The organism is Deinococcus marmoris (genome assembly GCF_001949125.1).
GTDB classification, from domain to species: domain Bacteria; phylum Deinococcota; class Deinococci; order Deinococcales; family Deinococcaceae; genus Deinococcus; species Deinococcus marmoris_A.
Genome location: NZ_MSTI01000093.1, coordinates 49,641 through 75,765 on the forward strand (window position 1 = coordinate 49,641; position 26,125 = coordinate 75,765).

General features: G+C 63.0%; 29 protein-coding genes. 17 read left to right on the plus strand and 12 right to left on the minus strand.

Going from position 1 to position 26,125, the window contains the following annotated elements; genetic code table 11:
- Nucleotides 1-43: 43 nt before the first annotated feature.
- The gene (locus BOO71_RS14220; RefSeq protein WP_075833493.1) at nt 44-649 is read left to right on the plus strand and encodes an LON peptidase substrate-binding domain-containing protein; all 606 of its coding nucleotides are present in this window, start codon (nt 44-46) and stop codon (nt 647-649) included.
- Between the two features lie 560 nt (nt 650-1,209).
- Complete coding sequence (locus tag BOO71_RS27870) at nt 1,210-1,971, plus strand: hypothetical protein (protein WP_175607449.1); 762 nt, start codon at nt 1,210-1,212, stop codon at nt 1,969-1,971.
- A 21-nt stretch (nt 1,972-1,992) separates the two neighbouring features.
- Here BOO71_RS27870 and BOO71_RS14230 read toward each other — a convergent pair whose 3' ends face one another.
- A complete protein-coding gene (locus tag BOO71_RS14230) occupies nt 1,993-2,796 on the minus strand; it encodes an enoyl-CoA hydratase-related protein (RefSeq protein WP_075833495.1) in 804 nt (267 codons plus the stop codon).
- A gap of 49 nt (nt 2,797-2,845) precedes the next feature.
- Between BOO71_RS14230 and ruvX the strand changes: the two genes are divergently transcribed.
- On the plus strand, nt 2,846-3,277 hold the full coding sequence (gene ruvX / locus BOO71_RS14235) for a Holliday junction resolvase RuvX (protein ID WP_083653440.1): 432 nt from the start codon (nt 2,846-2,848) through the stop codon (nt 3,275-3,277).
- A 68-nt stretch (nt 3,278-3,345) separates the two neighbouring features.
- Here the strand turns inward: ruvX and BOO71_RS14240 are convergent, their stop codons facing one another.
- Genes BOO71_RS14240 through BOO71_RS14255 form a run of 4 tightly spaced genes read right to left on the minus strand, consistent with a single transcriptional unit; the run spans nt 3,346 to nt 6,980 of the window.
- Nucleotides 3,346-5,136, minus strand: coding sequence for a pilus assembly PilX N-terminal domain-containing protein (locus BOO71_RS14240; RefSeq protein WP_075833497.1), 1,791 nt, complete (start codon nt 5,134-5,136; stop codon nt 3,346-3,348).
- Between the two features lie 25 nt (nt 5,137-5,161).
- The gene (locus BOO71_RS14245; RefSeq protein ID WP_075833499.1) at nt 5,162-6,112 is read right to left on the minus strand and encodes a PilW family protein; all 951 of its coding nucleotides are present in this window, start codon (nt 6,110-6,112) and stop codon (nt 5,162-5,164) included.
- Nucleotides 6,109-6,486, minus strand: coding sequence for a type IV pilus modification PilV family protein (locus tag BOO71_RS14250; RefSeq protein ID WP_217694899.1), 378 nt, complete (start codon nt 6,484-6,486; stop codon nt 6,109-6,111). Before BOO71_RS14250 ends, BOO71_RS14245 begins: the two co-directional genes overlap by 4 nt.
- 38 nt (nt 6,487-6,524) lie before the next feature.
- Nucleotides 6,525-6,980 (minus strand): GspH/FimT family pseudopilin, encoded by a 456-nt coding sequence (locus BOO71_RS14255; RefSeq protein ID WP_075833503.1) that lies wholly within the window; start codon nt 6,978-6,980, stop codon nt 6,525-6,527.
- A 293-nt stretch (nt 6,981-7,273) separates the two neighbouring features.
- Between BOO71_RS14255 and BOO71_RS14260 the strand changes: the two genes are divergently transcribed.
- The gene (locus tag BOO71_RS14260; protein ID WP_075833505.1) at nt 7,274-8,383 is read left to right on the plus strand and encodes a CCA tRNA nucleotidyltransferase; all 1,110 of its coding nucleotides are present in this window, start codon (nt 7,274-7,276) and stop codon (nt 8,381-8,383) included.
- A gap of 22 nt (nt 8,384-8,405) precedes the next feature.
- Nucleotides 8,406-9,017 carry a site-2 protease family protein gene (locus BOO71_RS14265; RefSeq protein WP_075833507.1) on the plus strand — a complete coding sequence of 204 codons (612 nt, stop codon included), beginning with the start codon at nt 8,406-8,408 and terminating at the stop codon, nt 9,015-9,017.
- 67 nt (nt 9,018-9,084) lie between these two features.
- Here BOO71_RS14265 and BOO71_RS14270 read toward each other — a convergent pair whose 3' ends face one another.
- The 5 genes from BOO71_RS14270 to BOO71_RS14290 all read right to left on the minus strand — a co-directional run bounded on the left by BOO71_RS14270 (nt 9,085) and on the right by BOO71_RS14290 (nt 13,191).
- Nucleotides 9,085-10,008 (minus strand): NAD(P)-dependent oxidoreductase, encoded by a 924-nt coding sequence (locus BOO71_RS14270; RefSeq protein ID WP_075833509.1) that lies wholly within the window; start codon nt 10,006-10,008, stop codon nt 9,085-9,087.
- A 5-nt stretch (nt 10,009-10,013) separates the two neighbouring features.
- The gene (locus tag BOO71_RS14275; RefSeq protein WP_075833511.1) at nt 10,014-10,628 is read right to left on the minus strand and encodes a GNAT family N-acetyltransferase; all 615 of its coding nucleotides are present in this window, start codon (nt 10,626-10,628) and stop codon (nt 10,014-10,016) included.
- The gene (locus tag BOO71_RS14280) at nt 10,625-11,671 is read right to left on the minus strand and encodes a 3'(2'),5'-bisphosphate nucleotidase CysQ family protein (protein ID WP_075833513.1); all 1,047 of its coding nucleotides are present in this window, start codon (nt 11,669-11,671) and stop codon (nt 10,625-10,627) included. The genes BOO71_RS14275 and BOO71_RS14280 overlap by 4 nt, the downstream gene beginning before the upstream one ends.
- Nucleotides 11,668-12,414 (minus strand): endonuclease III domain-containing protein, encoded by a 747-nt coding sequence (locus BOO71_RS14285; RefSeq protein ID WP_075833515.1) that lies wholly within the window; start codon nt 12,412-12,414, stop codon nt 11,668-11,670. Before BOO71_RS14285 ends, BOO71_RS14280 begins: the two co-directional genes overlap by 4 nt.
- A 177-nt stretch (nt 12,415-12,591) precedes the next feature.
- Nucleotides 12,592-13,191 carry a DedA family protein gene (locus BOO71_RS14290; protein ID WP_075833517.1) on the minus strand — a complete coding sequence of 200 codons (600 nt, stop codon included), beginning with the start codon at nt 13,189-13,191 and terminating at the stop codon, nt 12,592-12,594.
- A gap of 271 nt (nt 13,192-13,462) precedes the next feature.
- Here BOO71_RS14290 and BOO71_RS14295 point away from each other — a divergent pair, with 271 nt between their 5' ends.
- Nucleotides 13,463-14,023: a DUF4126 domain-containing protein gene (locus tag BOO71_RS14295; RefSeq protein ID WP_075833519.1), complete on the plus strand. Its 561-nt coding sequence runs from the start codon at nt 13,463-13,465 to the stop codon at nt 14,021-14,023.
- Nucleotides 14,024-14,045: 22 nt separating this feature from the next.
- Here the strand turns inward: BOO71_RS14295 and BOO71_RS14300 are convergent, their stop codons facing one another.
- The gene (locus tag BOO71_RS14300) at nt 14,046-14,537 is read right to left on the minus strand and encodes a GNAT family N-acetyltransferase (RefSeq protein ID WP_075833521.1); all 492 of its coding nucleotides are present in this window, start codon (nt 14,535-14,537) and stop codon (nt 14,046-14,048) included.
- 228 nt (nt 14,538-14,765) lie between these two features.
- Between BOO71_RS14300 and BOO71_RS14305 the strand changes: the two genes are divergently transcribed.
- The 11 genes from BOO71_RS14305 to BOO71_RS14355 all read left to right on the plus strand — a co-directional run bounded on the left by BOO71_RS14305 (nt 14,766) and on the right by BOO71_RS14355 (nt 25,523).
- Nucleotides 14,766-15,137, plus strand: a complete 372-nt coding sequence (locus tag BOO71_RS14305; RefSeq protein WP_075833523.1) for a P-II family nitrogen regulator — start codon at nt 14,766-14,768, stop codon at nt 15,135-15,137.
- A gap of 44 nt (nt 15,138-15,181) precedes the next feature.
- On the plus strand, nt 15,182-16,486 hold the full coding sequence (locus tag BOO71_RS14310; RefSeq protein WP_075833525.1) for an ammonium transporter: 1,305 nt from the start codon (nt 15,182-15,184) through the stop codon (nt 16,484-16,486).
- A gap of 366 nt (nt 16,487-16,852) precedes the next feature.
- Nucleotides 16,853-17,170, plus strand: coding sequence for a V-type ATPase subunit subunit G family protein (locus tag BOO71_RS14315; RefSeq protein WP_075833527.1), 318 nt, complete (start codon nt 16,853-16,855; stop codon nt 17,168-17,170).
- Nucleotides 17,167-19,218, plus strand: a complete 2,052-nt coding sequence (locus BOO71_RS14320) for a V-type ATP synthase subunit I (RefSeq protein ID WP_254843168.1) — start codon at nt 17,167-17,169, stop codon at nt 19,216-19,218. Before BOO71_RS14315 ends, BOO71_RS14320 begins: the two co-directional genes overlap by 4 nt.
- Before the next feature lie 49 nt (nt 19,219-19,267).
- Nucleotides 19,268-19,588, plus strand: a complete 321-nt coding sequence (locus tag BOO71_RS14325) for a V-type ATP synthase subunit K (protein WP_139322952.1) — start codon at nt 19,268-19,270, stop codon at nt 19,586-19,588.
- Nucleotides 19,589-19,591: 3 nt separating this feature from the next.
- Nucleotides 19,592-20,164 carry a V-type ATP synthase subunit E gene (locus BOO71_RS14330; RefSeq protein WP_075833529.1) on the plus strand — a complete coding sequence of 191 codons (573 nt, stop codon included), beginning with the start codon at nt 19,592-19,594 and terminating at the stop codon, nt 20,162-20,164.
- Nucleotides 20,165-20,192: 28 nt separating this feature from the next.
- Entirely contained in the window at nt 20,193-21,173 is a 981-nt protein-coding gene (locus BOO71_RS14335) for a V-type ATPase subunit (protein WP_075833530.1), read from the plus strand.
- Complete coding sequence (locus BOO71_RS14340) at nt 21,166-21,492, plus strand: V-type ATP synthase subunit F (RefSeq protein WP_075833532.1); 327 nt, start codon at nt 21,166-21,168, stop codon at nt 21,490-21,492. Before BOO71_RS14335 ends, BOO71_RS14340 begins: the two co-directional genes overlap by 8 nt.
- A gap of 114 nt (nt 21,493-21,606) precedes the next feature.
- Complete coding sequence (locus tag BOO71_RS14345; RefSeq protein ID WP_075833534.1) at nt 21,607-23,355, plus strand: V-type ATP synthase subunit A; 1,749 nt, start codon at nt 21,607-21,609, stop codon at nt 23,353-23,355.
- Nucleotides 23,352-24,770: a V-type ATP synthase subunit B gene (locus BOO71_RS14350; RefSeq protein ID WP_075833535.1), complete on the plus strand. Its 1,419-nt coding sequence runs from the start codon at nt 23,352-23,354 to the stop codon at nt 24,768-24,770. The genes BOO71_RS14345 and BOO71_RS14350 overlap by 4 nt, the downstream gene beginning before the upstream one ends.
- Nucleotides 24,771-24,848: 78 nt before the next feature.
- A complete protein-coding gene (locus BOO71_RS14355) occupies nt 24,849-25,523 on the plus strand; it encodes a V-type ATP synthase subunit D (protein WP_075833537.1) in 675 nt (224 codons plus the stop codon).
- Nucleotides 25,524-25,621: 98 nt separating this feature from the next.
- Here the strand turns inward: BOO71_RS14355 and BOO71_RS14360 are convergent, their stop codons facing one another.
- A complete protein-coding gene (locus BOO71_RS14360; RefSeq protein WP_139322953.1) occupies nt 25,622-26,071 on the minus strand; it encodes a hypothetical protein in 450 nt (149 codons plus the stop codon).
- Nucleotides 26,072-26,125 lie beyond the last annotated feature (54 nt).

Here is a 26,125-nt window from a genome sequence, read left to right on the forward strand (position 1 = left end):
CGCTCAAGTCCCCTGCTCCCAACGGGCGCACCATGAGGGCCAGATGACCGTTCCCCTGTTTCCCCTGCATAACTTGGTGCTGTTTCCAGGCGTGGTGCTGCCGCTCTACGTTTTCGAGCAGCGTTACCGCGCGCTTCTCCTGGACACGCAGGCCAGCGGTGAACCGTTTGGGATCGTGCAGATCGTGGAAACCTCGGAGGAGGTCTCCACCCCCTTTCACGAGCGGATTTCCAGGGTGGGCACGCTGGCGCACCTGCAACAGGCCGAGACCCACGAGGACGGCACCAGCACCATCGTGGTGGTGGGCGGCGAACGTTTTACGGTGCAGGACTTCGATTTCAGCAAGCCCTACCTGAGTGCCGAGGTGGCCCTGTGGCCGCTGGAAGACGCCCTGCCCGGCCAGCAGGAAATGGTGCAGGCCAGCGCCCGCAAGCTCCTGAGCGACCTGCTGCGCCTGCGCCCCACCGAGGCGGACCTGATCCGCGCCAACGCCCCGCAAGACCCCATGCTGCTGGCCAGTTTCGCCGCCAGTCTGCTGCCCAGCCTCAGCGGTCAGCAGCGCGAGGACGCCCTGCGCGCCCCCGGCCTGCTGGACCGTCTGGATGTGCTGCTGGGCGCGGTTCCCAGAGATATGAAGCTGATGAACTGAAGCGGACTCCGATTAGAGGGTGTTGAAAACACCCGTAATCCGAGCGGGAGGAGCAGCGTCCACATGGGCGTCTGTTTGCGACGAGAGCGAGAAGGAGAAAAACGGGTTCCGGGCGTGGAGTGGAGGGATCGGCGCTGTCCCGATTCTTACACGAAACAAACGGAATCCGTATAAGTCAATGGTTCGGACAGTTTTGGGTGGCGTCGCGTGCTGGATGGAGAGGAGAAAAAGTGAGGTGTCGCGAGACGTCCAAGGCTCTGCTGGACACAGAATGTTCTGTATTCAGGTGATGTGTCTCCGATTGATCAACAGGGCTGTCTGGCAGGGCAAATAAATAATATCAATCCAGGTATCGGTGTCGGATTGAGTTTAATTCGGGCAACGGTTGAAAAACACCGTTCTGCTGGCAGCGTACCTGCTGAAAACTGTCCGAACCATTGATGAAGTGGCCTCCTTCTCCCCCGAGGGCCACACCACGGGGGCAGCCCCCACCCCCGCTGCTCAGAATCTCTAAACCCACCCTCACCCGCCTGAGCGCCCCCAGCGTGCAGACTGGATTCATGCTGGATAACATCCTGAATTCTCTGCAACGTGGGGCAGAACGCGTACAGCGCCGGGGCGAGGAAGTCGCGCAGGTGGCAAGATTACGCCTGGAAATATTTCAACTGGGCCGCGAGCTGGACGGGCATTTTGCCCGCCTGGGCCGCGCGTATCACGCCGGGGCCGAAAAGGACACCCTGGGCGGGATTCAGGACGACATCCGCCGCGCCGAGGAAGAGATCAGCGCCCGCGAACGCCTGATCACCGAACTGGGCGAGGACCCGAAAGCGGACGGTGAGATGACCGTGTACACGCCGGACGGGGTGGGCCGGGTCAGCGCCACAAGCAGCGATACACAGGGCAGCGTGGAGCCGTCGGGTGCGGGTAACCGCCCCAATTTCACCAAGCCAGATTTTACCAAGTCGGACGTTGCGGCGGCAGGCACTGAACCCAACATTCCCGCCTCGGTCCCGCACCCACAGCAACCCCACTTTCCGCAGGAGGCCACCACCATGACCAGTCCCCGCCCCGACAAAGAAGAGCTGGAGCAGCAGCGCGGCAAGATCGACCTGAACCAGACGGACCGCAGCCATCATGACGCCGCCGACGGCGACTACTCCGCGCCCGATCCCACCGTGCAGCACGCCGACGAATTGCTGGAACCCGGCGACAAGACCGCCAGTATGGGCAAGGAAGGCGAGCGTGATAAATTCACCCGCCACGAGGGCATGCTCGAAGAGGGCAAACGCGCCAGCGAGAAATCCGATCCGCTGGATATGTAAACCCAGCGGACCTCTAAAAATTCAGTCCTCAGCGCGCACGAAGTTCGGTGCGCGTTTTTCCTTGAAGGCCGTCACGCCTTCCTGGTGTTCCCAGTGGTCCCCAGCGAGCTGCTGCAACGCGGCCTCCTGATCCAGCGCCTCGTCCAGCGTGCCCGTCAGCGCGTCGTTCAGCGCCTGCTTGGTCAGCTTGAGGGCGTTGGCGGGGCGCGCCGCCAGCCGCTCGGCATACGCCTGGACCTCGTCCGCGAACGTCTCGTCGGGAAAGACATGCTCGCACAGGCCCATTTTCAGGGCGTCGGTGGAATCCACGCGCTCGGCCAGGGCCATCAGCTCGAAGGCGCGGCTGTAGCCCACCAGACGTGGCAGAAACCAGGTGCTGCCCGAATCGGGAACCAGGGCAATGTTGGAAAAGATCTCGATCAGGCGGGCCGACTGCGCCCACAGCCGGATGTCCCCGGCCAGTGCCAGACTGGCCCCTGCCCCCGCCGCCACGCCGTTGACCGCGCTGATCACGGGCTTCTCCAACGTGCGAATGGTGCGGATCAGGGGGTTGTAGGTGGCGTTCAGGTGTTCGGTGAAGGTCATGTCGCGCCCCGACACGTCGCTCAGGTCCTGCCCGGCGCAGAAGCCCCGGCCTGCGCCGGTGAGGATCACCACACGCACGGCAGGGTCCACCTCCGCCTTTTTCAGTTCGGCGGTCAGCGAAAGCAACAGCTCATCGTTGGCGGCGTTCAGTTTATCCGGGCGGTTGAGGGTCAGGGTGCAGACGCCCGCGCGGGTCTGCGAAAGGATCACGCTGTCCTGGGTCACGCTGTCGTGGGTCATGCCGCTCAGCCTAGCGTCCTGGCAGCCAGACTTCGCTACACTCGCGGGAATGACTGAGCAGCGGCCCCCCGAATCCGGCGATCTGCCCACCGCACCGCCGCTGAAGGTGCTGGCGCTGGACGTGAGCAAATCGCGCATCGGCTTCGCGGTCAACATGGGGGGACTGGCCTTCGGGCGCGGCAGCCTGGACCGCAAACGCCTGCCACTGGACCTCAAGGCGCTACGCCTGAAAGTGAAGGAAACCGGGGCGACGCTGCTGCTGCTGGGGCTGCCGTTGCGGACCGATGGCCTGCATAGCCCCTCGGCGGACCGGATTCGTGCCTTCGGGAAAATCCTGGTGGAACAGGGCTACGCAGTGGCCTATCAGGACGAACGTTTCACCACCCGCCGCGCCCGCGAACTGGGGGCCGCCGATGAGGACGAGGCAGCCGCGGTGCAGATTCTGGAATTGTATCTGATGGGACGCGCAAGTTCGGGTTGAATGTGGTGGAGGCAAAAGGAACGCGCCAGCCCGGATTGCCTGGGCTGGCACGTCAAGAGTCTGCGAGATTACCAGTTCCGAGCGAAGAGGAGCTGACGCAGGTAAACGAAACGGGGGGTTAAGGGTGGCAGCTTATTGGCGTCATTGAAGTCGGTGTCAAAGTTCCAATCACGTAGGGGAGGATTGTATCTTGAACTACTCTGCTTTCCCTTCACATGAATGCTGTTACCCAGACTGACAAAACTTCCTCTGTACTTGACTAATACTTTGCCCCAGTTTTCGTGGAAGCGAGGATAGTTTTGAAGACCACCATTATATCCTCCACTTGCTGTTGTGTCGTCAATTCCAGAAAGGAATGCCGCATTGACCGTAGTTTCTGATGCATCTGGCCCTTTTGATGGAGCAGCTTTAGGAATATTTGTGGTGACATTGTTGCTCAGAATACTGATGGCATCAGCAACTAGGCCAGCAGGTTTCTTAGTGATGGTATTGTAGTCTCCCTGGGTGTAGAGCTGTTGATTGGTGGTGATGGTTAGACCAGTCAAATTTACCGCTGTTGATGTCGGCCCCAATCGGGCAGCATTGCGAATCTTCACGCCATAGTTGGTAATTGTGGCGGCGGTAGCAACCAGAGCATTGGTATTCGAGTTACCGTCATCGAAGCTGAAATGCCAGGCCATTCCCCCACCTGAAACGTCATCTGCCTTGAGTACATTCCCGTTGGCATTGGTAAATGCGCCTGTGTTCTGAATGCAGTCCATCATGCTTACTTGGTTAACCTCGATCATGGTCAGAGACTTGGCTTCACGGGCATCCCAAAAGTCTGTACTCAGGCTCACTGGAGGATTCAAAGGCGTACAGGCATTCAGGGCGGCTGTCGGGGTGACATCTAGTGTGCCATCAGCCTTCACTACCGTGAACAGAAAGCCCACGCCCACTTTTTTCGCCACCACCCGGACATCGGCCTGTGACCACAGCTCACTGTCATTGTCCCCAGTGGGATCAGGGGCAAGGCTACTCATAGGCGGCACCGTCAAAAGGTTCTGGCCCGACAGTACATTACCGTTAAAGCGTGTCAATTCGCTGGACGGTAACTTGATGCCTGAGCCGCCGCCTGCATAGCAGGGCATAGTGATTGTGCTGAAACGCACGGTTCCGGCGCAGCCGCGTCCGTCCTTACCACTGCGGTAGATATCGCCAACAGCGGTGGTCTTCCCCGTGACATCCAGGGTCTCTCCGGCATTCATGTACAGATCAGCGTTGGTATGAACCCGTCCGCCCAGCGTCATGCCAGGGCCGGGATGCATCTCTAGGTCTTTGTTGTAAAACGCCGCGAACTGAAACAGGGGAACAAGGCGTGACTGGAACTTCATCTCCAGATTGGCCTCGCGCTCGCCGCTGGCATTGGTGGCCACGCTTTTCACCGCATATTCGTATTGCTGGTAGTTCATGCCTGTGTAAGTGTCACCGGGTTCCACCACGCCGATGCTGGGAACGCCGCCGTTGAGCGCCTGCGTGTAAGTCGTGACGTTGCGGCCACCGATAACGTAGGTGATGCACGCCATGTCACCGCTGCCCATATTGCCGGGCGTGCAGGGCACTGCACCCCCCGCACTGCTGGGGCTGACGCCCTCTGGCCGCCTATAGCCCTTGAACCGGGCGCGTACCTGCTCGGCCCGCAGGTTCAGTCCCCCCTCGGCGGCGTAAAAGCCTTCCACGCTGTTGCTGCTGGCCTTTGACGTGCGTGCCTCGGTCGTACTCATGGTCAGGTAGGCGGTCAGCACCGTCAGCAGAACGGCCATAAAGATCAGGGCCGTGACCAGCGCGATGCCTTCAGTGGGCTTGAGTGTGGACTTCATGACTTGCTCCCTTACTAGCTTTACTTTATTCACGGCTGCTGGCGTTGCGGGGGGTCAGGCGTTCAGTGAAAGTGCGCTGTACTGTGTTGCGGCCTTGACCCTGCTGGACGGTCAGGGTCACATCCAGATAGGCCAGGTCTTTCCAGGTGGGGGTCTCAATTCCTGACACCGGAGCAGGCGGAAAGGGCAAAGTCACAGAGACAGGCGAACCATTGATCACCTTGAGATAAGGCACCACGGTGAAAGCCAGCACGCGCGGCGTGGCGTCCTGCGCCGGAGCGTCATTGACCGAGAGGGTCAGATTGCCACCCGTGACCCCGTAGCGGCGGCCCTCCAGCATGTACAGGCGAATGTCTCGGCCTGTAGATGAGGCTGTGGTTTTGCGGGGATTGTATGTGCCGACGGTACCGGTGTATTTCACGGTCTGGCGTTTCGGGAGCGCGCTCTGGGTCTCGGTGCCACTTAACTTGAGATAGCTGCCCGCTTTGCCGGTCACATCGTAGACATAGCCCGAGGTCACTCCATTTGTAATCTGGCTGGTCCAGGCACTCAGATCCTGTGCCGAGGTCCCGCAACTGTCGGGCAGGGCGCTGATTGGTGCAAAGGGGCTGGCCGCCGTACCGTTGGCCGTCACGTAAATCCCGTCCACGTTGGGGAGCGGAGCGCAGATGGGTAGCGGAGCGTCTAGCAGACCGCGCCGCAGCGTCAGTACACTGTTGCCTGTGGCATCTTTGGTCACCGTGATGGCCGGGAAACTTTCGCCCAGCCGCTCTCCTGCCTGTTGAATATCGCTGTTTAGAATATCCAGCGTGCTGCGGGCGTTACGGTTGGCCCCCAGGCGTGCCTGATCGGTGCGGTAAAGAGTCATGGTGCTGAGTGTGGTGCTCAGGACGACGCCCAGAATGATCGCCAGCAACACCATGCCCACCAGCAGTTCAATCAGGGTAAAGCCTTCGGTTCGCACGGCCTGCTTCATTGTGTCCCCAGGGTGCTATTGAGGCTGGTGAAAACTGTCTGGGCAGTGAAGACCGTATCGGCTCCCTGAAGCACATCCACACGAATCTGCTTGGCGCTCTCCGTGCAGTAGTTCGGAGTTACGGTGCAGAACGTGACGTTCACGGTAAAAGTACGTCCACCCGTGGATACGGTACTGGTCTGCGGACTAACGAAGGAGCCTGGATCACGGGTCCGCAGGTCGTCCAGCACCCGCTGTGCGGCGACCACCGCCTGCGAACGAGCCTCGGTCTTTGAGTTCATCTGCGTGTTGGCAATCAAAGACGTACTGATCACACCGATCACGACGCCGAGAATCATCAGAGTAACCAGCAATTCGATCAGGGTAAAACCCACCTCAAAGGGTCCAGTCCGCTGAACTATCTGGGGCGCGTTCACTGGTTCACCACACTCCCGGTCAGGTAAAAGGTCAACGTTCGGCTGCGTCCACGTTCGTCAGTCATTCGCAGAGCGCTGGGCGGCAGGGTAGGCAGTTCACCACGGGTGGTAAAACACACGCGCCAGGGTGTTCCAGTCCCCGTCACCGTCACCTTGTCGGGTAACGCGGCGTTGATGTTGGGCAAGGCCGTCCAGGTGGCAGCGTCGCAACGGGTGCTCCCCTCAAAGGTTAGGGTGCGTGCGTCGCTCAGGGTGACGCGCACGGCACGGGTGGTGCTGATCGCCTGGGTGCGCGCCTGAATGAACGCGCCGCTGAGAATGGAACTCGCGGCCTCGGCGTCGTTATTCAGGCCGCGCACATTCAGGGCTGCCAGACTGGTCAGAATTCCAATAATTGCCATCACCACCAGTAATTCGAGCAGGGTAAACCCCTGGGCACGAGACTCAAACACTCCACCACCTCACTGCCTTCAGCCTGCCATCTCGACTCTGACAAAAACCGTGCAATTGCCCTCCCACACGCCCCCGAACGGGTGTCCAACACCCCATTGGGATGCCCCCAACTGGGGTGAGATACCGTGAAGTGGTAGGTCCACATCTGAGCTTGAGCGGCGGGACACCCTCCATTCCATACCCTGTCTCTGTGCAGGTTGCCGCTGTGATCAACACGCAGATTCAGGTCTCTCACACGGGAGCGAAATTGAGAAACCAGCGGCTGACGAGCTGCTCTGCCACACTAAAAGCCATGACGGACCTCGCCCCCCGGATCTGGAGCCGCCTTCGCCCCGAGGACCGCGACTGGCTCGGCGCACTGGCGCGGCAGGCCGGGCCGTACGCCCGCGTGGCGCTGGTGGGCGGCGCGGTGCGGGACGCGCTGCTGGAGGGGACGCCCCTGGACCTTGACGTGGTGGCAGAAGGCACCGACATTCAGACTCTGGCTCACGCTTCAGCCCTGCCGTTTCTGTACCATCCGGCCTTCCAGAACGCCACCGTGACCCTGCCGGATGGCCGGGCGGCCGATCTTGTCCGCGCCCGCCGCGAGTTTTACCCGGTGGCGGGGCAAAATCCCGTGCCCCACTCCAGCACATTGGAAGATGACTTGCGGCGACGAGACTTCGCGGTCAATGCGCTGGCCCTGCTAATCGGGCCAGGGGGCGAGCTGGCGCTGCTGGACGAATTGAACGGTCTGAGCGATCTGGAAGCGCGGGTGCTGCGGCCCCTGCACACCCGGTCCTTTCACGAGGACGCCAGCCGTCTGGTCCGGGGGGCGCGGCTAGCAGCGCGACTGGGCTTCAAGGCGGACCCGGAATTGCTGCGGCAGGTGCCGGAGGCTCTGGCTGTATCTGAGCAGACGCCCCGCCTGTGGGCCGAACTCAAGCTGTTGCTCTCGGAGGCGCGGCCCGGTGCGGCGGCACGCACGCTGATGCGATGGGGCGCGGGGGAACTCCTGCCCGGTGTGAAGTGGCTGGAAAAGCTGGACGATCTTCAGGACGCTGGGCAATCCGTCTCGCCCCAGCTTTACGCCGCCGCCGCACTGCACGCCTCACCAGACCCGGAGCGACTGGCCGAACACTTAGGAATAGGGGACCGCCCCGCCGCGCTGCTGGCCCGCGCGCGCTCCGATACTTACTTTCCAGACGGGACGCCAGAGCGGGTGCTGCGCGGCCTGCTGCGCCCGGACGCCCCGGTGCCATTGACTGGGCGCGACGTGCTGGCGCTGGGCGTGCCGCCGGGCCGGGCGGTGGGTGAGGCGCTGAATCATCTGGCTCAGCTCAGGCAGGAGGGGAAAATCAGCAGCCGGGAGGAGGAGCGCTCGGCCCTCCAAAGGTATCTGGCAGCCGAACGCTATGAATAAGGCCACGTAGAATGCCCCACATATGGGCCTTCTCAGTCTGCTGACTTCTAACCCCACGGCGTTCATCATCATCGCGCTGGCTCTGGTGCTGTCTCTCGCCATTCACGAATTCGCGCACGCCTACACGGCAGACCGGCTGGGCGATCCCACGCCGCGCCGCTACGGACGCGTGACCCTCAACCCCCTGGCCCACCTGGACCCGATTGGCACGCTGTTACTGCTGGTGGCGGGCTTCGGGTTCGCCAAGCCGGTGCCGATCAACCCCAACAACCTGGGCCGCTGGGGAACACTGTGGGTGGCCGCTGCCGGGCCGATCAGCAACCTCCTGATCGCCTTCGTGTGCGCGGTGCTGCTCAAGGTGCTGCCCACCACCCAGATCAGCCTGACCATCCTGCTGACCGTGCTGGGCATCAACGTGGTGCTGGCAGTCTTTAACCTGATTCCCATTCCGCTGCTGGACGGCAGCCGGATTCTGGGCGCGCTGGTGCCATCGCTGGGGCGCAGCCTGTCGCAGTTTGAGGCCCTGCCCTACAGCTTTATCCTCGTCTTCGGCTTCATTTTTCTGGCCCGCGAACCCCTGAGCCAGTTCATCCGCACGGTGCAGAACTGGGTGCTGACGGTGGTGGGCATTTAGACGGCCACCTGACCCACACCCAGCTTTCCCCTCTTCCAGAAGGATAGAGGGGATTTTTATGCCCAGTTCAGTACTTCTGCCCGTCCAGCACACGGCCTTCGGGTTCCTGGCCCTGCTGCAGGGTCAGCAGAAAATCGCGGGTGAGGCTGGCCCCACGCGCCACCAGATCGGTGGTGGTGCTGGCGATGTGCGGCGTGATGATCACGTTTTTCTGCCCCCACAGCGGATGCCCTTCCGGCAGCGGTTCGGGATCGGTCACGTCCAGCGCCACACCTCCCAGATGACCGGAATCCAGGGCGGCCAGCAGGTCATCGGTGACGATCAGGTTGCCGCGTCCGGCGTTGGCCAGCCATGCCCCCGGCTTGAGCCTGCCCAGCAATTCGGCATTCACGATGCCGCGTGTATCGGACGTGCTGGGCAGCAACAACACCACCCAGTCGGCACGGGACAGCAGCCCATCGCGCTGGAGGTCCGGGGTCGAACTGCGAATACCGCTGACCTCTGCCCCAAACGGCGTCAGCAGCCCTTCCAGCAGGTGACCGATGTGGCCGTAGCCCCAGATCACCACGTTCTGCCCGTCCAGCGTGTGCAGGCCGGAATCGTTCGGGTTTCGGGCCGAACTCCACCGCCCCTCGTGCTGGGCGTCGCGGAAGTGGTGCAGGCCGCGCATGGCCGAGAGCATCAGCGCCGCGACATGCACGGCCACGGCGCGGTCATGCAGGCGATTGGCGTTGTACAGGGCCACGCCGGGCGGTAGATGCGGTTGAACATGATCAATCCCGGCGGTCAGGGTCAGCACCCATTTCAGGCCCGGCGTCCTCAGCAACTTCTCGCGGGTTTCGCCACGCGCCAGCCACAGCACCACGCCCTCGGCTGCCTCGCCGGGAACGTGGTCCTGGGAATAAAAGGCGAACTCCGCGCCGGGAACGCCGTGTTCATCGTGGCCGGAGAGGGCGTGGAATTCGGGCAGATCGGGCAGCAGGACACGCATGGGTTCTATTGTGGCGCACCCTCTGGCGGATGTTGGGCTGACGGATGCTGGGTCTGCCATTCTTCACGGGTAATTTCCATATGTACGTCGGTACGGCCCGCCTGCAGCGTGCGGCCCACCTCGCGGAAGCCGCAGGCGAGGAAAGCCCGCTGGGCACGGCGGTTGTGGGCGAAGGTGGTCAGGCGCACCCGTTTCAGTGGCACCTGACGGCCCGAGAAGGACCAGTCCAGCAGCGCCAGCACCGCCTCGCGCCCGTAGCCCTGGCCCCACAGCGCGGGAAAACCGATCATCACGCCCAGCGTTCCGGTGGTGGGCGTCAGCGGCGGCGAGGGCCGCAGGTCATACAGTTCGGCGCTGCCGATCAGTGCGCCGCGTTCGTCCAGCACGCCGAAGCCCACGCGCTCGCCGCCGCGTTCCTCGTCCTGCATGACCTTGCGGAACAGCCATTCGGGCAGGCGGATGGGTTTGGCGTCGTTCCAGTCGGCCAGCTCACGGTCCTTGAAAAAGCCGTGCAGGATGTGCCATTCACCGTGTTCCAGTTCCAACATCGGTTTGAGGCTCACGCGCCCCCATGCCCCACCCGCTGCCGGGAGGTCTGGGGACGCGGGGGAATTGATCATGGGCTGAGTTTAGCGTCCGCAGTGGACAGTGGCCCCATCGCACGAACCACATCCCGCGTCAGGCGTTCCAGGTGAAAAGCGTCGCCCTCGGCGCGTTCCACGCTGCGCGTTTCAGGGTCAACCACCAGCAACGCCAGAACTTCGTTGCCCGCGTGCCGGATGTTGACGCCCGAATGACCGTTAAGCGCGTCCTGATCACTCTCTTTCAGGTACTTCCAGGCGGGGGCCGACGCTTTCATGCCCAGGTGCGCGGTGGGCAGACGGCGGCGCGACAACTCGCCCTCCAGCCAGTTCACCGCGTCCGGCAGGCCAGCGATCAAGCCCTGCTCCAGATGCGGCTGCGGTTGGTTGTACCTCACCTCTCCCCCATCCCGGCGGCGCAGCTTTCCGCCCGCCGCCTGCAACAGCGCGTCCCCGGCGGCAATGTCCCACTCGCTGCGCGGCGACATGGTGAAAGTAACGTCAGCCTCATCGGCGCTCAGGCGAGCCAGCTTCAGCGCGATGCTACCGCTGGGGAGCATGCCCGGCAGATCATGACGGTTCAACTCACGCCCAAATTCGGTGTCCGAGACGGCGATGCGCCAGTTGTCCGAGCGCGGCGCACGATTCACCTTTTGCCCGTCTTTCCAGACCCCTTGACCCACGACACCCGCAAACAGTTCATCGGTGGTTGGCGCGTAGACCACGCCCAGCACGGCATCATTACCAACAGCCAGGCCGATGCTGACACAGTAATCCGCCGTCCCCTTGATAAATTCGCTGGTGCCATCAATCGGGTCAATGATCCAGACCCGTTCACACGACAGGCGGGCGGCGCTGTCGGTTTCTTCCTCGCTCAGCAGGCCGTCTGCGGGGAATGCCTCGGCCAGCCCGGACACGATCAGCGCGGACGCCTCGCGGTCTGCCGCTGTCACGGGGTCTTCCAGACTGGTCTTGTGTTCCACGCTGAAGCCCACGGCGCGGTGATGCAGCAGCAGCGCCCCGGCCTCGCGTGCCAGTCTGGAGGCCACCTCTAATTCACGGGTCAATTCGGGAACAGTCATCGGCCCAGGATAGCCGCCGACGGGCACAGGTCACGTAGCACGCACGTTCCGCACGCCGGGTTGCGGGCGCGGCAGGTCTGGCGTCCGTGGGCAATGGCGGCGACGTGAAAGGTGTAACGGGCCTCCCACTCGCGCGGCAAAACCTCATCAAACCAGCGTTCCACCTTGACCGCATTCCACGCTTCCGGGACCAGTTCCAGCCGCCGCGCGATGCGGTGAATGTGTGTGTCCACCGGCATGGCAGGCCGCGCCAGATCAAACAGCAGCACGCAACTGGCGGTCTTCATGCCCACGCCGGGCAGGCTTTCCAGCAGTTCACGGGCCGCCTTGTCATCCAGATCGCGCGTTTCCTTGAGGGAGAGGACCGGACGCGTTTCATCCAGTTCCGCCAGCAGCGAGTAGATGTACCCGGCCTTGACGCGCGAGAGGCCGCCGCCCGCCGCCTTCAGCACCGCTTCAATGCCGTCCGGGCCATCAGCCAGCGCCCCCTCCCAGCGCGGGTAGGCGGTTTTGAGGCCCTGAAACTGCCGCCGGGTGATCGGGGCCGTGTTCTGCTGCGAGAGGATGGTGCTGATCAGGCCGTCCAGCGGCTCAGCGGAGCGTCTGGGCTGCGGCGGATCAGGCAGGTATTCCTCGGACAGGCGGCGTGCGATTTCAGGCAGATCCTCACGGGGCGGTTGCTGTTCACTCAGGGTCAGTTTTTTGGGCTGCTGTTTCTTGGACGGGAGCGGGCGGGCGGGCATGGGGGCAGGCTAGTGGGCTGGGGCAGGCAAGACCGTAGCGAAAAGCTGGAGATTGAGCTGGGGTGAATGGCAAGCCCCGCAGAGACCGCTCAGTCCGCTTCGCAGCCAGCCCTCTTCAAACCGGCGTTTCAGACAAGAAAAAAGGAGGCCAAGCCTCCCAGAATCTCGCCTCTGCGCTTACGGCTTGACTGCACGCTTGCGCGCCTGCAAGAACTTCAGCACAATCGGAATCACACTGACCACCAGCACCACGGCCACAATCAGCAGGATGTACTTGTCCAGATCGGGGATCAACTGACCCAGGTAGTAAGACAGGGCGGTCAGGCCCACGCCCCACAGCAGCGCGCCGATGATGTTGTACAGGGTGTACAGCAGAAATGGCATGCGGCTCACGCCTGCCAGCGTCGGCACCAGCGTCCGCACGATGGGCACGAAGCGGGCCAGAATCACGGCCAGCGCCCCGTATTTAACAAAGAAAGTCTGGGCCTGAGACACGTACTCGGGTTTAAAAAAGCGCGAGTTCTGATTGCTGAACACGGCGGGGCCAAAACGCTGGCCGATAAAATAGCCAGCGGTGTTTCCCAGAAAAGCGCCGACCACCACCGCCGCCATCACACCCGCCAGATTCAGCTTGCCGCCTGCCGCCAGTAGCCCCGCCGCGATCAGCAGACTGTCACCGGGCAGAAAAAAGCCCACCAGCAAGCCAGTTTCGGCAAACACGATAAAAAATATCCCCAGGTAGGAGGCGGACAGGATCACGTCAATCAGGGAAGACATCTAAGGCGACAGGCTATCCGATCCGGGTGAGCGGCGGGTCATCCGAAAGAGAGCGTGTGTTGGGTGAGTAGGTGAAGTTGGGATGGTAAGTGGGCGATGCGTCCCGCCTTCCTCCTCAAGGCCAGGAGGCCGACAGAGACTTCGTGCTCCCAGACGGGAGCCTTTGCCCTCGCCTTAACTAAATGTCTCAAGTCTTCCGCTGGACGGCGGCAACCCAAATGCCAAAGATTTTCCAGCACCCTCTCTCCCCCATTGCGCGTCACAATGCGGCATGGAACTCCTCTCTGGCCTGCTGTCCTCGCTGGGCCTGTCGGGCGCGGCGGGGCTGAATGCCTACGTGCCGCTGCTGGTGGTGGGCCTGCTGTCCCGCATGGGCGTGATGCACCTGAACGAGCCGTTCAACCTGCTGAGCAATCCCTGGGTGCTGCTGGTCGTGGGCGTGATCGGCCTGCTGGATTTCGTGGGCGACAAGATTCCGGGCATAGACACCGTGCTGCATCTGGTGGGCGGGCTGATCAACACGGCGGCGGGCGCAGTCCTGTTTGCCGCACAGGCGGGCGTGGCCGACGTGCCTCCGGCCCTGAGTCTGGCACTGGGCGTGATCGTGGCGGGCGGGGTACATGCCACCCGCACGGTGGTTCGCCCGGTGGCCACAGCCACCACGGGCGGCCTCGCCAACCCGATGGTCAGCACCCTGGAGGACGGCACCAGCCTGCTGCTGTCGCTACTGGCCGTGTTCGTCCCGATTCTGGCCGTGCTGCTGCTGACCACCGTGATCTTCGTGGGCTACCACCTGTGGACGCGGCGACGGGGCCGACGCCGGGTGCTGTAGCCAGGAAAATGAGCGGGAGAGGTCACGGGGCCTCTCCCATCTCTATGGGTAGCGTCATCACCCATTGCGGCCCGATTCGGCCCTCGCGCGTGGCCGTGACCTTAAATCCGGCCCGCTCGTAAACCCGTCTGGCCCGCCCATTGCGCTGGTTGACCACCAGGATGATTCGTTTGGCCTGGGGCAGATGCTGGCGCACGAACTGCGGCACAAGCTGCATGGCCTGTGTGCCCAGGCCGCGCCCCTGCACACGCGAATCCAGACTCAGGGAGCTGAGGGCAACCGCGTTCGGATCAGGCTGGGGCAGAGATCTGTCGCGGTGCGGCCCGGTGGCCAGGGCAAACAGACCGATGGCCTCGCCGCCCTCCGTGATGACCACCGGCAGCAGCTCAGCGTCGTCGCGTGCGCGCTCCAACAACCGGGCGGGCAGGGTGGTGAAGGGACGCTGACGCCCTGGCAACTCCAGCACGAGCAGGGCGTCGAGGTGCTGATCGGCCAGCAGTTCCGGGCGCAACATGTTCGGCAGTATGAATGGATGAGAGCCGCGAACAGGATGTCAATCCGTTTCGGGCTATATATCCGCTTCTAATTAGACGACTAACAAATATCTAGCCAATTTTTGCAATCTGTTCAGCCAAATCTAGCCAAATATCCAGAAATGTTTTGACATTCCTCATACATCACCCTAAGCTCTGGCTATGCAGGGATGCGAACGCTGCAAATTGCACACGCAGGAGGACACGCCATGAAAATGATCACGGCAGTCATCAGGCCCGAACGGGTCCAGCAGGTCAAGGAAGCCTTATTTCAGGCCGGAATCAGCGGTATCACCCTGTCGCGCGTCAGCGGGCACGGCGGCGAGCAGGAAATCGTCGAGCAGTACCGGGGAACGCGCGTGATGATCGAATTCCGCGACAAGGTAGAAATCCGCATGGCGGTCAGCGAACCGTTCGAGCAGGCCGCCATCGACGCCATCTGCAAGGGCGCACGCACTGGAGAGGTGGGCGACGGCAAGATCTTCGTGCAACCGCTGGAGCGCGTGATCCGCATCCGCACTGGCGAAGAGGGCAACTCGGCCCTGACGCCCGTGACCGAGAAGAAGCTGGCCCCAGTATGACCGACACACGTATGACCGCAGCACCTGCAAGGAGCGTGAAATCGATGAAACTGAAACCCTATCTTCCCCTGATCGTGGCCCTGGGCGGCGTAGCACTGGCGCAGGACGCCAAGCCCGTACTGGATACCGGCGACACCGCCTGGATGCTGGCCTCAGCGGCGCTGGTGCTGTTGATGACCCCCGGCCTGGCCCTCTTCTACGGCGGCCTGACCCGCGCCCAGAGCGTGCTGAACACCATGATGATGAGCGTGGTCTCGATTGGCCTGGTCGGCGTGCTGTGGATGCTGGCGGGCTACAGCATCGCCTTCGGTGAGGGCGGCAACGCCTTCGTCGGATCGCTGGCCAACTTCGGCCTCAACGGGCTGGCCGATCAACTCACCGGCACCATTCCCACCTACGTCTTCGCGGCATTTCAGGCCATGTTCGCCATCATCGCGCTGGCGCTGATCTCGGGCGCGGTGGTGGAGCGCATGCGCTTCGGGGCCTTCATCCTGTTCGGGGCGCTGTGGACCCTGCTGATCTACTCGCCACTGGCCCACTGGGTCTGGAGCGCGGACGGCTGGCTGTTCAAGGACGGCGCGCTGGACTTCGCGGGTGGCACGGTCATTCATATCTCGGCAGGTATCAGCGCACTGGTCGCCGCTTTCGTACTGGGGCCACGCATCGGCTACCCGCGCAACGCCCATGTGCCGCACAACGTGCCGCTGGTGCTGCTGGGCGCAGGGCTGCTGTGGTTCGGCTGGATGGGCTTCAACGCGGGCAGCGCCCTGTCTGCCGGGCAGACCGCCGGGCTGGCCTTTATCACCACGCTGATCGCCCCCGCCGCCGCCATGCTGACCTGGCTGGGCTTTGAAAGTGCGCGCGGCGGCAAGCCCACCGCCGTGGGAGCCGCCACCGGTCTGGTTGTCGGTCTGGTGGCCATCACCCCCGCCTGCGCCTTCGTCAGCCCCTGGGCCGCCGTGATCGTGGGCGTGGTGGGCGCAGCCGCCAGCTACGGCGCGGTGCAGCTCAAGCACCGGATGGGCGCGGACGACTCGCTGGACGTCTTTGCCTGTCACGGCGTCGCCGGAATCGCGGGCGCGCTGCTGACCGGTCTGCTGGCCTGGACCACCTCGCAGGGCAAGCCAGTAGGCGAGCAGTTCCTGGTGCAGCTTCTGAGCGTCACGGCCTCGCTGGTCTGGGCTGGCGGCGGGTCCTTCATCCTCCTGAAGCTGGTCAGTGTGGTCATGCCGCTGCGCATCTCGGCCAGTCAGGAAGTCGGCGGCATCGACATCAGCGCCCACAGCGAGCAGGGCTACGCCGACAGCGAGACGGGCCTGGGCGCACCAGTGTTCGTCGGCGGCGACTGACCGTTCAGCGGGCCTCTGCGCCTTAACCCTCTGATCTTGGACCCCTGATCCTCCCCAACCCCCGAACCTCCACGTTCAGCCAGCCCCGACCGCATCCCCGGTGGCTGGCTGTTTCGATGTGTGGTCCGCAGTGGTCAATCACCGCTGACAGAATGGTCAATCCCCGCAACAGGGACGCATGCCCCCACAGGCCAATGTGGAGGCTGTGTTACGATGCTGGGCGAGTCTGACGCAACTATTACAAAAGGGTCGGGCCGCCGCAATTCTTGGTGTTCACCCCAAAAGACCTCATCCCCCAAAGGATGGGGCTTTTGAAGCGGATGAAGTCTGAGGTTGCTGGAATGCAGGAAAAGGAGGAGTGGAGTTTTGGACGTCTCAAGTAAGGTCTTGAACGAACTGGCGCAGCGGGAAGCCGCGCTGGACGCGCAGATCGAAGCGGCACGCGAGGAAGCCCGGCAGGTGGTGGCTGCTGCCGAGGCCCAGGCTGCCGGGATCATGCGCGACGCCGAAGCACAGGCCAAGCAGATGTCGGCGGAGCATGAGCAGAAGCTGTCGGCGGAAGTCGGTCAGATTCGCGAAACGGCGGGGGCGGACGCCCGCACCCAGGCGCAGGCCACCCGTGACCGCGCCGAGGGCAAGCTGGGCCACGCCGTCGAAACGATCATGCGGGCGGTTCTGCCGTGATCAACCCGATGCAGCAGGTGGTGGTGGCGGGCCGTCAGAGCGACAGCCGCGCGATCATGCAGGCCCTTCAAACGGCAGGCGTGCTGCACATCGTTCCCCTGGAAGCGCAGGGCTTTCAGAGCGGTCCCCTGGCGGGCGCGGCTGCCGACCAGCGCCGCGACGCCGAACGCCTGCTGGCCCGCAGCGAAAGCACGCTGGGCGAGCTGGAGGCGCTGCGGCCTGACCGCGCCGCTACGCTGCCTGACGAAGGTCAGTGGTCCGCGCTGGTGGAAGCCGCCGCAAAACCCGCCTCCGCTTTAATGGAGCGCGAGACGGAACTGCGGACCGAGCTGGACACCGCCCGCACCTACGGCGATACGGTCACGGCGCTGTCGCGTGCGGCGGGAACGCTGGACCGCAGCACCCGCGTCACGCTGATTCCCCTGACCGTCGAAAAGTCGGAGGAGCTGGCGGCGGCGCAGGACGCCCTCAAGAGTGAACTGGGAGACCGCTTCGCCATCGGCACGGAGCGCATCGGGCAGCAGAGTACGGCTGTGGTGGTGGCGGTGCTTCGGGCAGACCGTGACCGCGCCCGCGCCGCGCTGGGCAAGGCCCGGCTGGGCGAACTGAGGTTGCCGGGCCGCTTCGAGCGCCTGCCGCTGTCCGAAATCGCCACGGCCTTCAGCGCCATTCTCAAGAACAACCCGCAGGAGCTGGAGCGGGTGCGCGCCGAGAAGAGTGCGCTGGCCTCGCAGCACGCGGCGACGCTGTTTCCTATCCGGGACGCACTGGCGGACCGGGTGGGCATCGACGACGCCCGCGCGCAGACCGCCCGTGGCAAGTACGGCTTCGTGTTGCAGGGCTTCGTGCCCACAGACCGGGTGCCCGCCCTTCAGGGTGCGCTGGAGCCGTACAAGGCCAGCGCCATGATGGAACTGCACCCCGTCGATGAACACGGCGATTCCGGGGCCATCCCGGTGCAGCTCAAGAACGGCAGCTACACCGAGAACTTCGAGTTCATGCTGAACATCAGCGATCCCCCCAAGTACGGCACCTTCGACCCCTCGTGGGTGGTGGCGTGGTTCTTCCCGCTGTTCTTCGGCTTCATCGTCGCGGACATCGGCTTCGGGCTGCTGTATCTGGCCGTGGCGCTGTGGGGACTGGCGCGGGCCGCACGCGGCGTCAGCCTGCCGGTGGGCCTGCTGGGCATCACCCTCGATCCGGCCACCCTCAAACGGGTGGGCGTGGTTCTCCGCACGATGGGCCTGTGGAGCATCCTGTGGGGCGTGCTGACCGGCGAGTTCTTCGGCAACGTGTTCGAGAAACTGCATGTCTTCTTCTACAACCCCGATCTGATCCGCAGCCTGTGGGGAGTGAACCTCAGCCCCACGACGCTGAACACGATTGTCGAGGAAGGCCACGACAAGGGCCTGTTCCCGATTCTGTTCCCGCGTGTGCTGTCGGACTTCTCCAACACCATCATGCTGATCTGCATCGCGGTGGGCGTGATCTTCGTGCTGTGGTCGTGGGCCTTGAAGGCGCAACTGACCTGGAAGCACAAGCACATGCACCACTTCTGGGAAGCGGTGGGCATGCTGGGCGGTCTGGTGGGCCTGATCATGGTGGCCTATGTCAGCCGCGCCGGGCAGGATTTCGGTGCGCTGAGCAACTTCGGTAGTCCGCTGGTGCTGCTGATGCTGGTGGGCTTCGTGATCTTCGTGATCGGCCTGATCCTCAGCAAGACGCCGCTGATGCTGATCGAGGTGCTGTCCAACGGCGGCAACATCATCAGCTTCACCCGTCTGTTCGCGGTGGGCGTGGCTGCGGCCATTCTCGCCAACCTCGCCACAGACGTGGGCTGGAGCCTGGGCAAAGTGCTGCCGATCATCGGGCCGCTGCTGGGCATCGTTCTGGGCGTCATCGTCCACAGCTTCCTGTTCGTCCTGACCATCCTGGGCCACATCATGCAGCCCATCCGACTGGTCTGGGTCGAGTACCTCAACCCCACCGGCTTCTACCAGGAAACCGGCACCCGTTACGCTCCTTTTGCCCCCGTGGTAAGGAAATAAACCCCTTTCTTTCAAGTCCTATAAACCCCAATTTTCCCGGAGGAAACACATGAAGAACACTGCAATCCAGAAAGCCGCTAAATACGCCCCCGCCCTGACCCTGATGACCTTTGCCGGTTCCGCCTTCGCACAGGAAGTCGCCGCCACCGGCGCAGACGCCAACGCAGCGGGCCTCAAGGCCATCGGCGCGGGTCTGGCCCTGGGCCTCGGAGCCGTCGGCACTGGTCTGGCACAGGGACCCATCGGCGCTGCCGCCGCAGGAGTCGTGGCCGAGCGCCCCGAGAAATTCGGTCAGATGGCGATCTGGTTCTTTATTCCTGAAACGCTGGTGATCTTCGGCTTCGTCGGCTTCTTCCTGCTGCGCGGGTAAGCGATGAGCCTCGGTGACATCCTAGAGAAGGAAATCCAGGGCGAGATCACCCAGATTCGCTCTGGCGCGCAGGAAAAGGCCGCGCACATTGTGGCAATGGCCCAGGAACGCGCCCAGAGCATGATCGAGGGCAGAAAGCGCGCCCTGGAAAGCGATTACGCCGCCGGACTGACCCGCGCCCGCAGCGCCGCCGACCTGGACAGCAATGCCCAGCGTCTGGCGGCCTCGGACACCTTGCAGGTCAAGGCCTTTCAGACCGCGCAGCAATTCATTGCCAGCATGACGAACGCGCCGGAATACCCGCAGGTGCTGACCAAGCTGATCGAGGAGGGCCTGAACGCCCTGCCGACGGCGGAAGTCATCGAAACCTCTGCGGGTGAGCAGGACGCCGTGCGTCAGGCGCTGGGCAGCCTGGGCCGCCAGATGGACGTGCGCGTGAACGACACGGTGAAAACCGGCGTGCGTCTGGTCGGCTCCGGCGGCAAGACCAGCGTGCAGAACACCCTGCTGGGCCGCCTGGAAGCCGCGCGCCCCACCCTGAGCGCCGAAGTCTCACACATGCTGGCCGAAGTCTAGTGCTGGCTGAAATTTAGGGGGAGGACACATGAACAACCCCTACGGGTATATCAACGGGCGCGTGCGCATGATGCGCGTGGCCCTGGTGGACGCCCGCGCGATGGACGACGTGACGAACACGCTGAACTACCAGGAATTCCTGCGTCAGATCAGCGAGACGCCGCTGCGCGAGGACCTGGGCGAGGCCACCGCGCAGGGGGCGGGTCTGGGGCAGCTCGACGAGGCCCTGAGCCGCAATTACCTCAAATCCATCTCGCACCTGCGCTCGATTGCCACCGGGCAACCTGCCCGCGAGATCGAGGCGATGCTGCTGCGCTATGACCTCCAGAATGTGAAAACACTGGTGCGCGGCGTGCAGACCGGACGCTCGGCGGACGACATCGTGGCGGGCCTGATCCCAGCGGGAACACTGCCGTGGTCTGCCCTCCAGGGCGCGGCCCAGAGTGCCGACGTCGCCAGCCTCGCCCAGACCCTGAGCGTGGCAGGCGGCAAGATCGGCCAGATTCTGCGCGCCGCCGTGAGTGGCGGGGCCAGCAGCCTGCTGGATCTGGAAGTGGCGCTGGATCAGGGCTACTACCGCGCCGTTCTCTCGGGCGTGCGCGGCACCAATGTCCGCCGTTACTTCACGCGCGAGATCGACGTGCGGAACCTGCTGATCGCCCGCCAGTTGCGCGGCGCGGCCCCCAACGTCCGCTATTTCATCCCCGGCGGACGTGACGTGTCCGAGGCCGACTTCCTGCGAATCGCGGGCGGCGACAACAGCGTGTCCGCTCCCGATCTGGGCGCGGTGCTGGAAGCCCCCGATCTGGGCAGCTCCGAGGCGATTGCCCGCAGGCTGCTCGACGAGGCCAGCCGCAACGTGGCGATGGCCGACGCGCTGGGGCCGGGCGTGGCGCTGGATTACCTGCGCCGCAAGGAACAGGAAATCGCCCGCATGCGTCTGATTGGCCGCGCCAAGTTCTACGGCCTGAGCAAGGACGAGCTGCAAAGGGAGTTGGAAGGTGCGTAAAGTCGTCGTTCTGACCGATCACGAAACCGCCACCGGCTTCCGGCTGGCCGGGGCCGAAGTGGTGGACACCACGCCCGACAAGGCGCAGGCCGCGCTGGAAAAGCTGATCACCGAGGGCGATTACGGTCTGGTGGCCATCGACACCAGCCTGATCGCCGACCCAGCCACCTCCACCGCCCGCGTCATGCGGGGCCGTGACCTGCCCATTTTGCTCCCCATTCCCAGCCTGAAGGACGCCTTCTCGCCCGAAACCGTGGACGCCAAGGCGTACATGAGCAAGCTGGTGCGCGAAACTATCGGCTTCGATATCAAGCTTTAAACGGTCTCCGGGTCAAGCCGTCTAACGGCCAGACGGCACAAAGCACAAATGCTGTTCTGTTCCGCCTCTAGACTGTTTGACCTTAGACTTTCAGACCTCTCCCAAGGAGATTCAATGACTCAGAACAAGAGTGGCGTCGTGCAGAGCATCGCCGGACCTGCGGTGATCGCGGACGGCATGTACGGCGCGAAGATGTACGACATCGTGCGCGTGGGCACGGAACGCCTGGTGGGCGAAATTATTCGTCTGGACGGCAACACCGCCTTCGTGCAGGTGTACGAGGATACCTCCGGCCTGACCGTGGGCGAACCCGTGGAAACCACCAATCTGCCCCTGTCGGTGGAACTGGGGCCAGGGATGCTCAACGGCATCTACGACGGCATCCAGCGTCCGCTGGACAAGATCCGCGAACTGTCGGGCGACTTCATCGCGCGCGGCATCGAGGTCTCCAGCCTGGACCGCACCCGCAAGTGGGACTTCACCCCCAGCGTGCAGGTGGGCGACGAGGTGATCGGCAGCTCGATCCTGGGCACCGTGCCTGAATTTGCCTTCACCCACAAGATTCTGGTTCCGCCCGAGAGCAACGGCAGGATCAAGTCCATCGTGGCCGCCGGTGAGTACAACATCGACGACACGATTGCCGAGCTGGAAGACGGCACCAAGCTGCGGATGGCCCACTACTGGCCCGTCCGTGCGCCGCGCCCCGTCGCCAAGAAGCTGGACCCCAGCCTGCCCTTCCTGACCGGGATGCGGATTCTGGACGTGCTGTTCCCGCTGGTGATGGGCGGCGCAGCAGCGATTCCCGGCCCCTTCGGATCGGGCAAGACCGTGACCCAGCAGAGCGTGGCCAAGTACGGCAACGCCGACATCGTGGTGTACGTGGGCTGCGGCGAGCGCGGCAACGAGATGACCGACGTATTGGTGGAATTCCCCGAACTGGAAGACCCCAAGACCGGCAACCCGCTGATGCAGCGCACCATCCTGATCGCCAACACCTCCAACATGCCGGTGGCGGCGCGTGAAGCCAGTGTTTACACCGGCATCACCCTGGCCGAGTACTTCCGCGATCAGGGCTACTCTGTGTCCCTGATGGCCGACAGCACCAGCCGCTGGGCCGAGGCGCTGCGCGAAATCTCCTCGCGTCTGGAAGAAATGCCCGCAGAAGAAGGCTACCCGCCTTACCTGGGCGCAAAACTGGCGGCGTTCTACGAGCGCGCCGGGGCCGTCAAGACCCTGGGCGGCGAGGACGGCGCAGTCAGCGTGATCGGCGCGGTCTCCCCTGCCGGCGGCGACATGTCCGAACCCGTGACCCAGGCCACGTTGCGTATTACCGGCGCATTCTGGCGCTTGGACGCAGGTCTGGCCCGCCGCCGCCACTTCCCGGCGATCAACTGGAACGGCTCCTACAGCCTGTTCACGCCGATCCTGGACAAGTGGTACCGCGACAACGTCGGTGCTGACTTCCCCGAACTGCGCCAGCGCATCCAGAACATCTTGCAGGAAGAAGCCTCCTTGCAGGAAGTGGTGCAGCTCGTCGGCCCAGACGCTTTGCAGGACAACGAGCGGCTGATCATCGAGGCCGGGCGCATGTTGCGTCAGGACTTCTTGCAGCAGAACGGTTTCGACGCTGTGGACGCCTCTTCCTCGATGCCCAAGAACTACGGCCTGATGAAGATGTTCCTGAAGTTCTACGAGGAAGCCGACGCGGCCCTCAAGAGCGGCGCAACCATCGACGACATCATTCAGAACCCCGTGATCGAGAAGCTGGCCCGCGCCCGCTACGTCGCCGAGACTGAATTCAATGCTTACGGCGAGGGCGTCATGAACGAACTCGACCAGACCTTCAAGGGAGTGACCGCATGACCCTTCTCCAGAAGGAATACAACGACGTCGCCTATATTTCCGGGCCACTGCTGTTCGTGAACGCCGCGTCCGATCTGGCCTACGGCGCAATCGTCAACATCAAGGACGGCGGCGGCAAGCTGCGCGGCGGTCAGGTCATCAGCGTGACCGATCAGAACGCCGTGATCCAGGTGTTCGGCGAAACGCGTGGCCTCGACCTCGCCACCGCCTCGGTGAGCCTGGTGGAAGACGTGGCCCGCCTGGGCGTCAGTAAGGAAATGATCGGACGCCGCTTCGACGGTCTGGGACGCCCCATCGACGGGCTGCCCGCCGTGGTGGCCGAGAAGCGCCTGAGCATTAACGGTCAGGCCATGAACCCCACCGCCCGCGCCAAGCCGGAAGAATTCATCCAGACCGGGATTTCCACCATCGACGTGAACACCAGTCTGATCCGTGGGCAGAAACTGCCGATCTTTTCCGGCTCCGGTCTGCCTCACAACGAGCTGGCCGCCCAGATCGCGCGTCAGGCCAAGGTGCCCGGCTCGGATGAACCCTTCGCGGTGGTCTTCGCGGCGATGGGCCTGACCCAGCGCGAGGTGTCCTTCTTCACGCAGGAATTCGAGCGCACCGGTGCCCTGGCCCGCGCCGTGCTGTTCCTGAACCGCGCCGACGATCCCGCCGTGGAACGTCTGCTGACCCCCCGCATGGCACTGACCACTGCCGAGTACCTGGCCTTCGAGCATGGTTACCACGTCCTCGTGATCCTGACCGACTTGACCAACTACTGCGAGGCGCTGCGTGAAATCGGCGGTGCGCGCGAGGAAATCCCCGGACGACGCGGCTTCCCCGGCTACATGTACACCGATTTGGCCTCACTGTACGAACGCGCAGGCGTGGTGCAGGGCAAGCCCGGCTCGGTCACGCAGATTCCGATTCTGTCCATGCCCGACGACGACATTACCCACCCCATCCCCGACCTGACCGGCTACATCACCGAAGGGCAGATCGTGGTGGACCGCACGCTGAACTCCAAGGGCGTGTTCCCTCCCATCAACCCGCTGCCCAGCCTGAGCCGCTTGCAAGGCAACGGCATCGGCAAGGGCAAGACCCGCGCCGATCACAAGAACGTCTCCGATCAGTTGTTCGCGGCCTACGCCAACGGGCTGGACCTGCGCAAGCTGGTGGCGATCACGGGTGAGGACGCCCTGACCGACACCGACAAGCTGTACCTGCGCTTCGCCGACGATTTCGAGAACTACTTCATCGGCCAGGGCGATCAGGACCGCAGCATCGACGACAGCCTGACCGTTGCCTGGGGCATCCTGTCCAAGCTGCCGCAGAGCCAGCTCACCCGCCTGTCCAAGGACTCCATCGACAAATTCTACGGCGAGAAGATGGACGAGATGTGGCGCGGCGGACGCAGCATGAGCATGTAGATGGGTTTGAAAGTCTGACCGCCGACATCCCTGGCGGCTAGACTTTCAAACATTCACCGACAAGGGAGGTGAACACATATGGCAGGACAGATCAGCCCCACCCGCAGCGCCATGCTGGCGAGCAAGGCCAGCCTCAAGACCGCGCAGAGCGGCGCAGACCTGCTGAAGCGCAAGCGCGACGCATTGATCGGCGAGTTCTTCGCACTGGTCAAGGACGCCCTGGCCGCCCGCGAGGAACTCTCCGGCGTGAGCAAGGGCGCATACACCAGCCTGTTCGGCGCGAAAGCGTGGGACAGCCCGGAAGCCGTCGAGAGCCTGAGCCTGGCTGGCAGCGGCGATTACGCGATTGACATGCAGATCGACAACCTGTACGGCGTGAAGGTGCCGCGCATCGAGATTCCCGAGCGCGATACCGCCACCACGTTCAGCCCGATCAATGTCGGCGCACGCACCATCCAGGCCGCCACCGATTTTGGCGGCGTGATGGACGGCATCGTCAAGGTGGCCGCCACCGAGACCAAGCTGCGCCGGATTGGCGAGGAAATCAAGAAGACCTCGCGCCGTGTGAACGCGCTGGAGCAGGTCCTGATTCCCGGCATTCAGGACGACATCCGCTTTATCCGCAGTGTTCTCGATCAGCGCGAACGTGAGGCCAGCTTTACCCTGAAGAAGATCAAGGCCAAGCTGGAAGCCGACGCGAAGAGGGAAAAAGAGCTTTTGCAGGCCAAGAACCACGGTTCGGCAGCAGACTGAAGTTCTGCGCGTAGAAAGGGCCGCCCTCCAAGTGGGGGTGGCTTTTTGTTGTGCAGAATTTCAGTTTGTCAAAAATAATAGAAAGTGCCCTATCAGTCCTAAAACATATACTGGCTTTCTCTCTGCTCTAGCTCAATCTTACCTAACTTAACTATATCAAGACCTGCCGCTTCCAAATTTTGACAGCGCTTCCATCCATCACTGCTACTATCGTAACCGAAATAAGTTATCACGCTTGCATAGTGCCGTAAACCTATAAAATTTGCTATTCTCACTCTCCTTTCTTCAAGGCTTTCCAAATTTTCCTGAAAATATTGTATGTTTACCATCTTAGAGACAACAAAGAGCATAAGGGCTACCGCGAAAACCTGCCCTAATATAGAGTCTGAGCTTAGAGAAAGATAATACGCAACAATGTCTATGCCCACCAGCACATAAGCATTCGTTCGCATTCTAGACAATTCCGCCTTGCATTCCTTGATCTGGTTTGGCAGCTCACGTTCAATCCGCATAGCCCAAGCACGCAAGTCACTTTGGGGATCATCCATTCCTCTATTGTATTCGACGACTCGTAGCGCGGCTGTTCAACGCAGTCACGCATC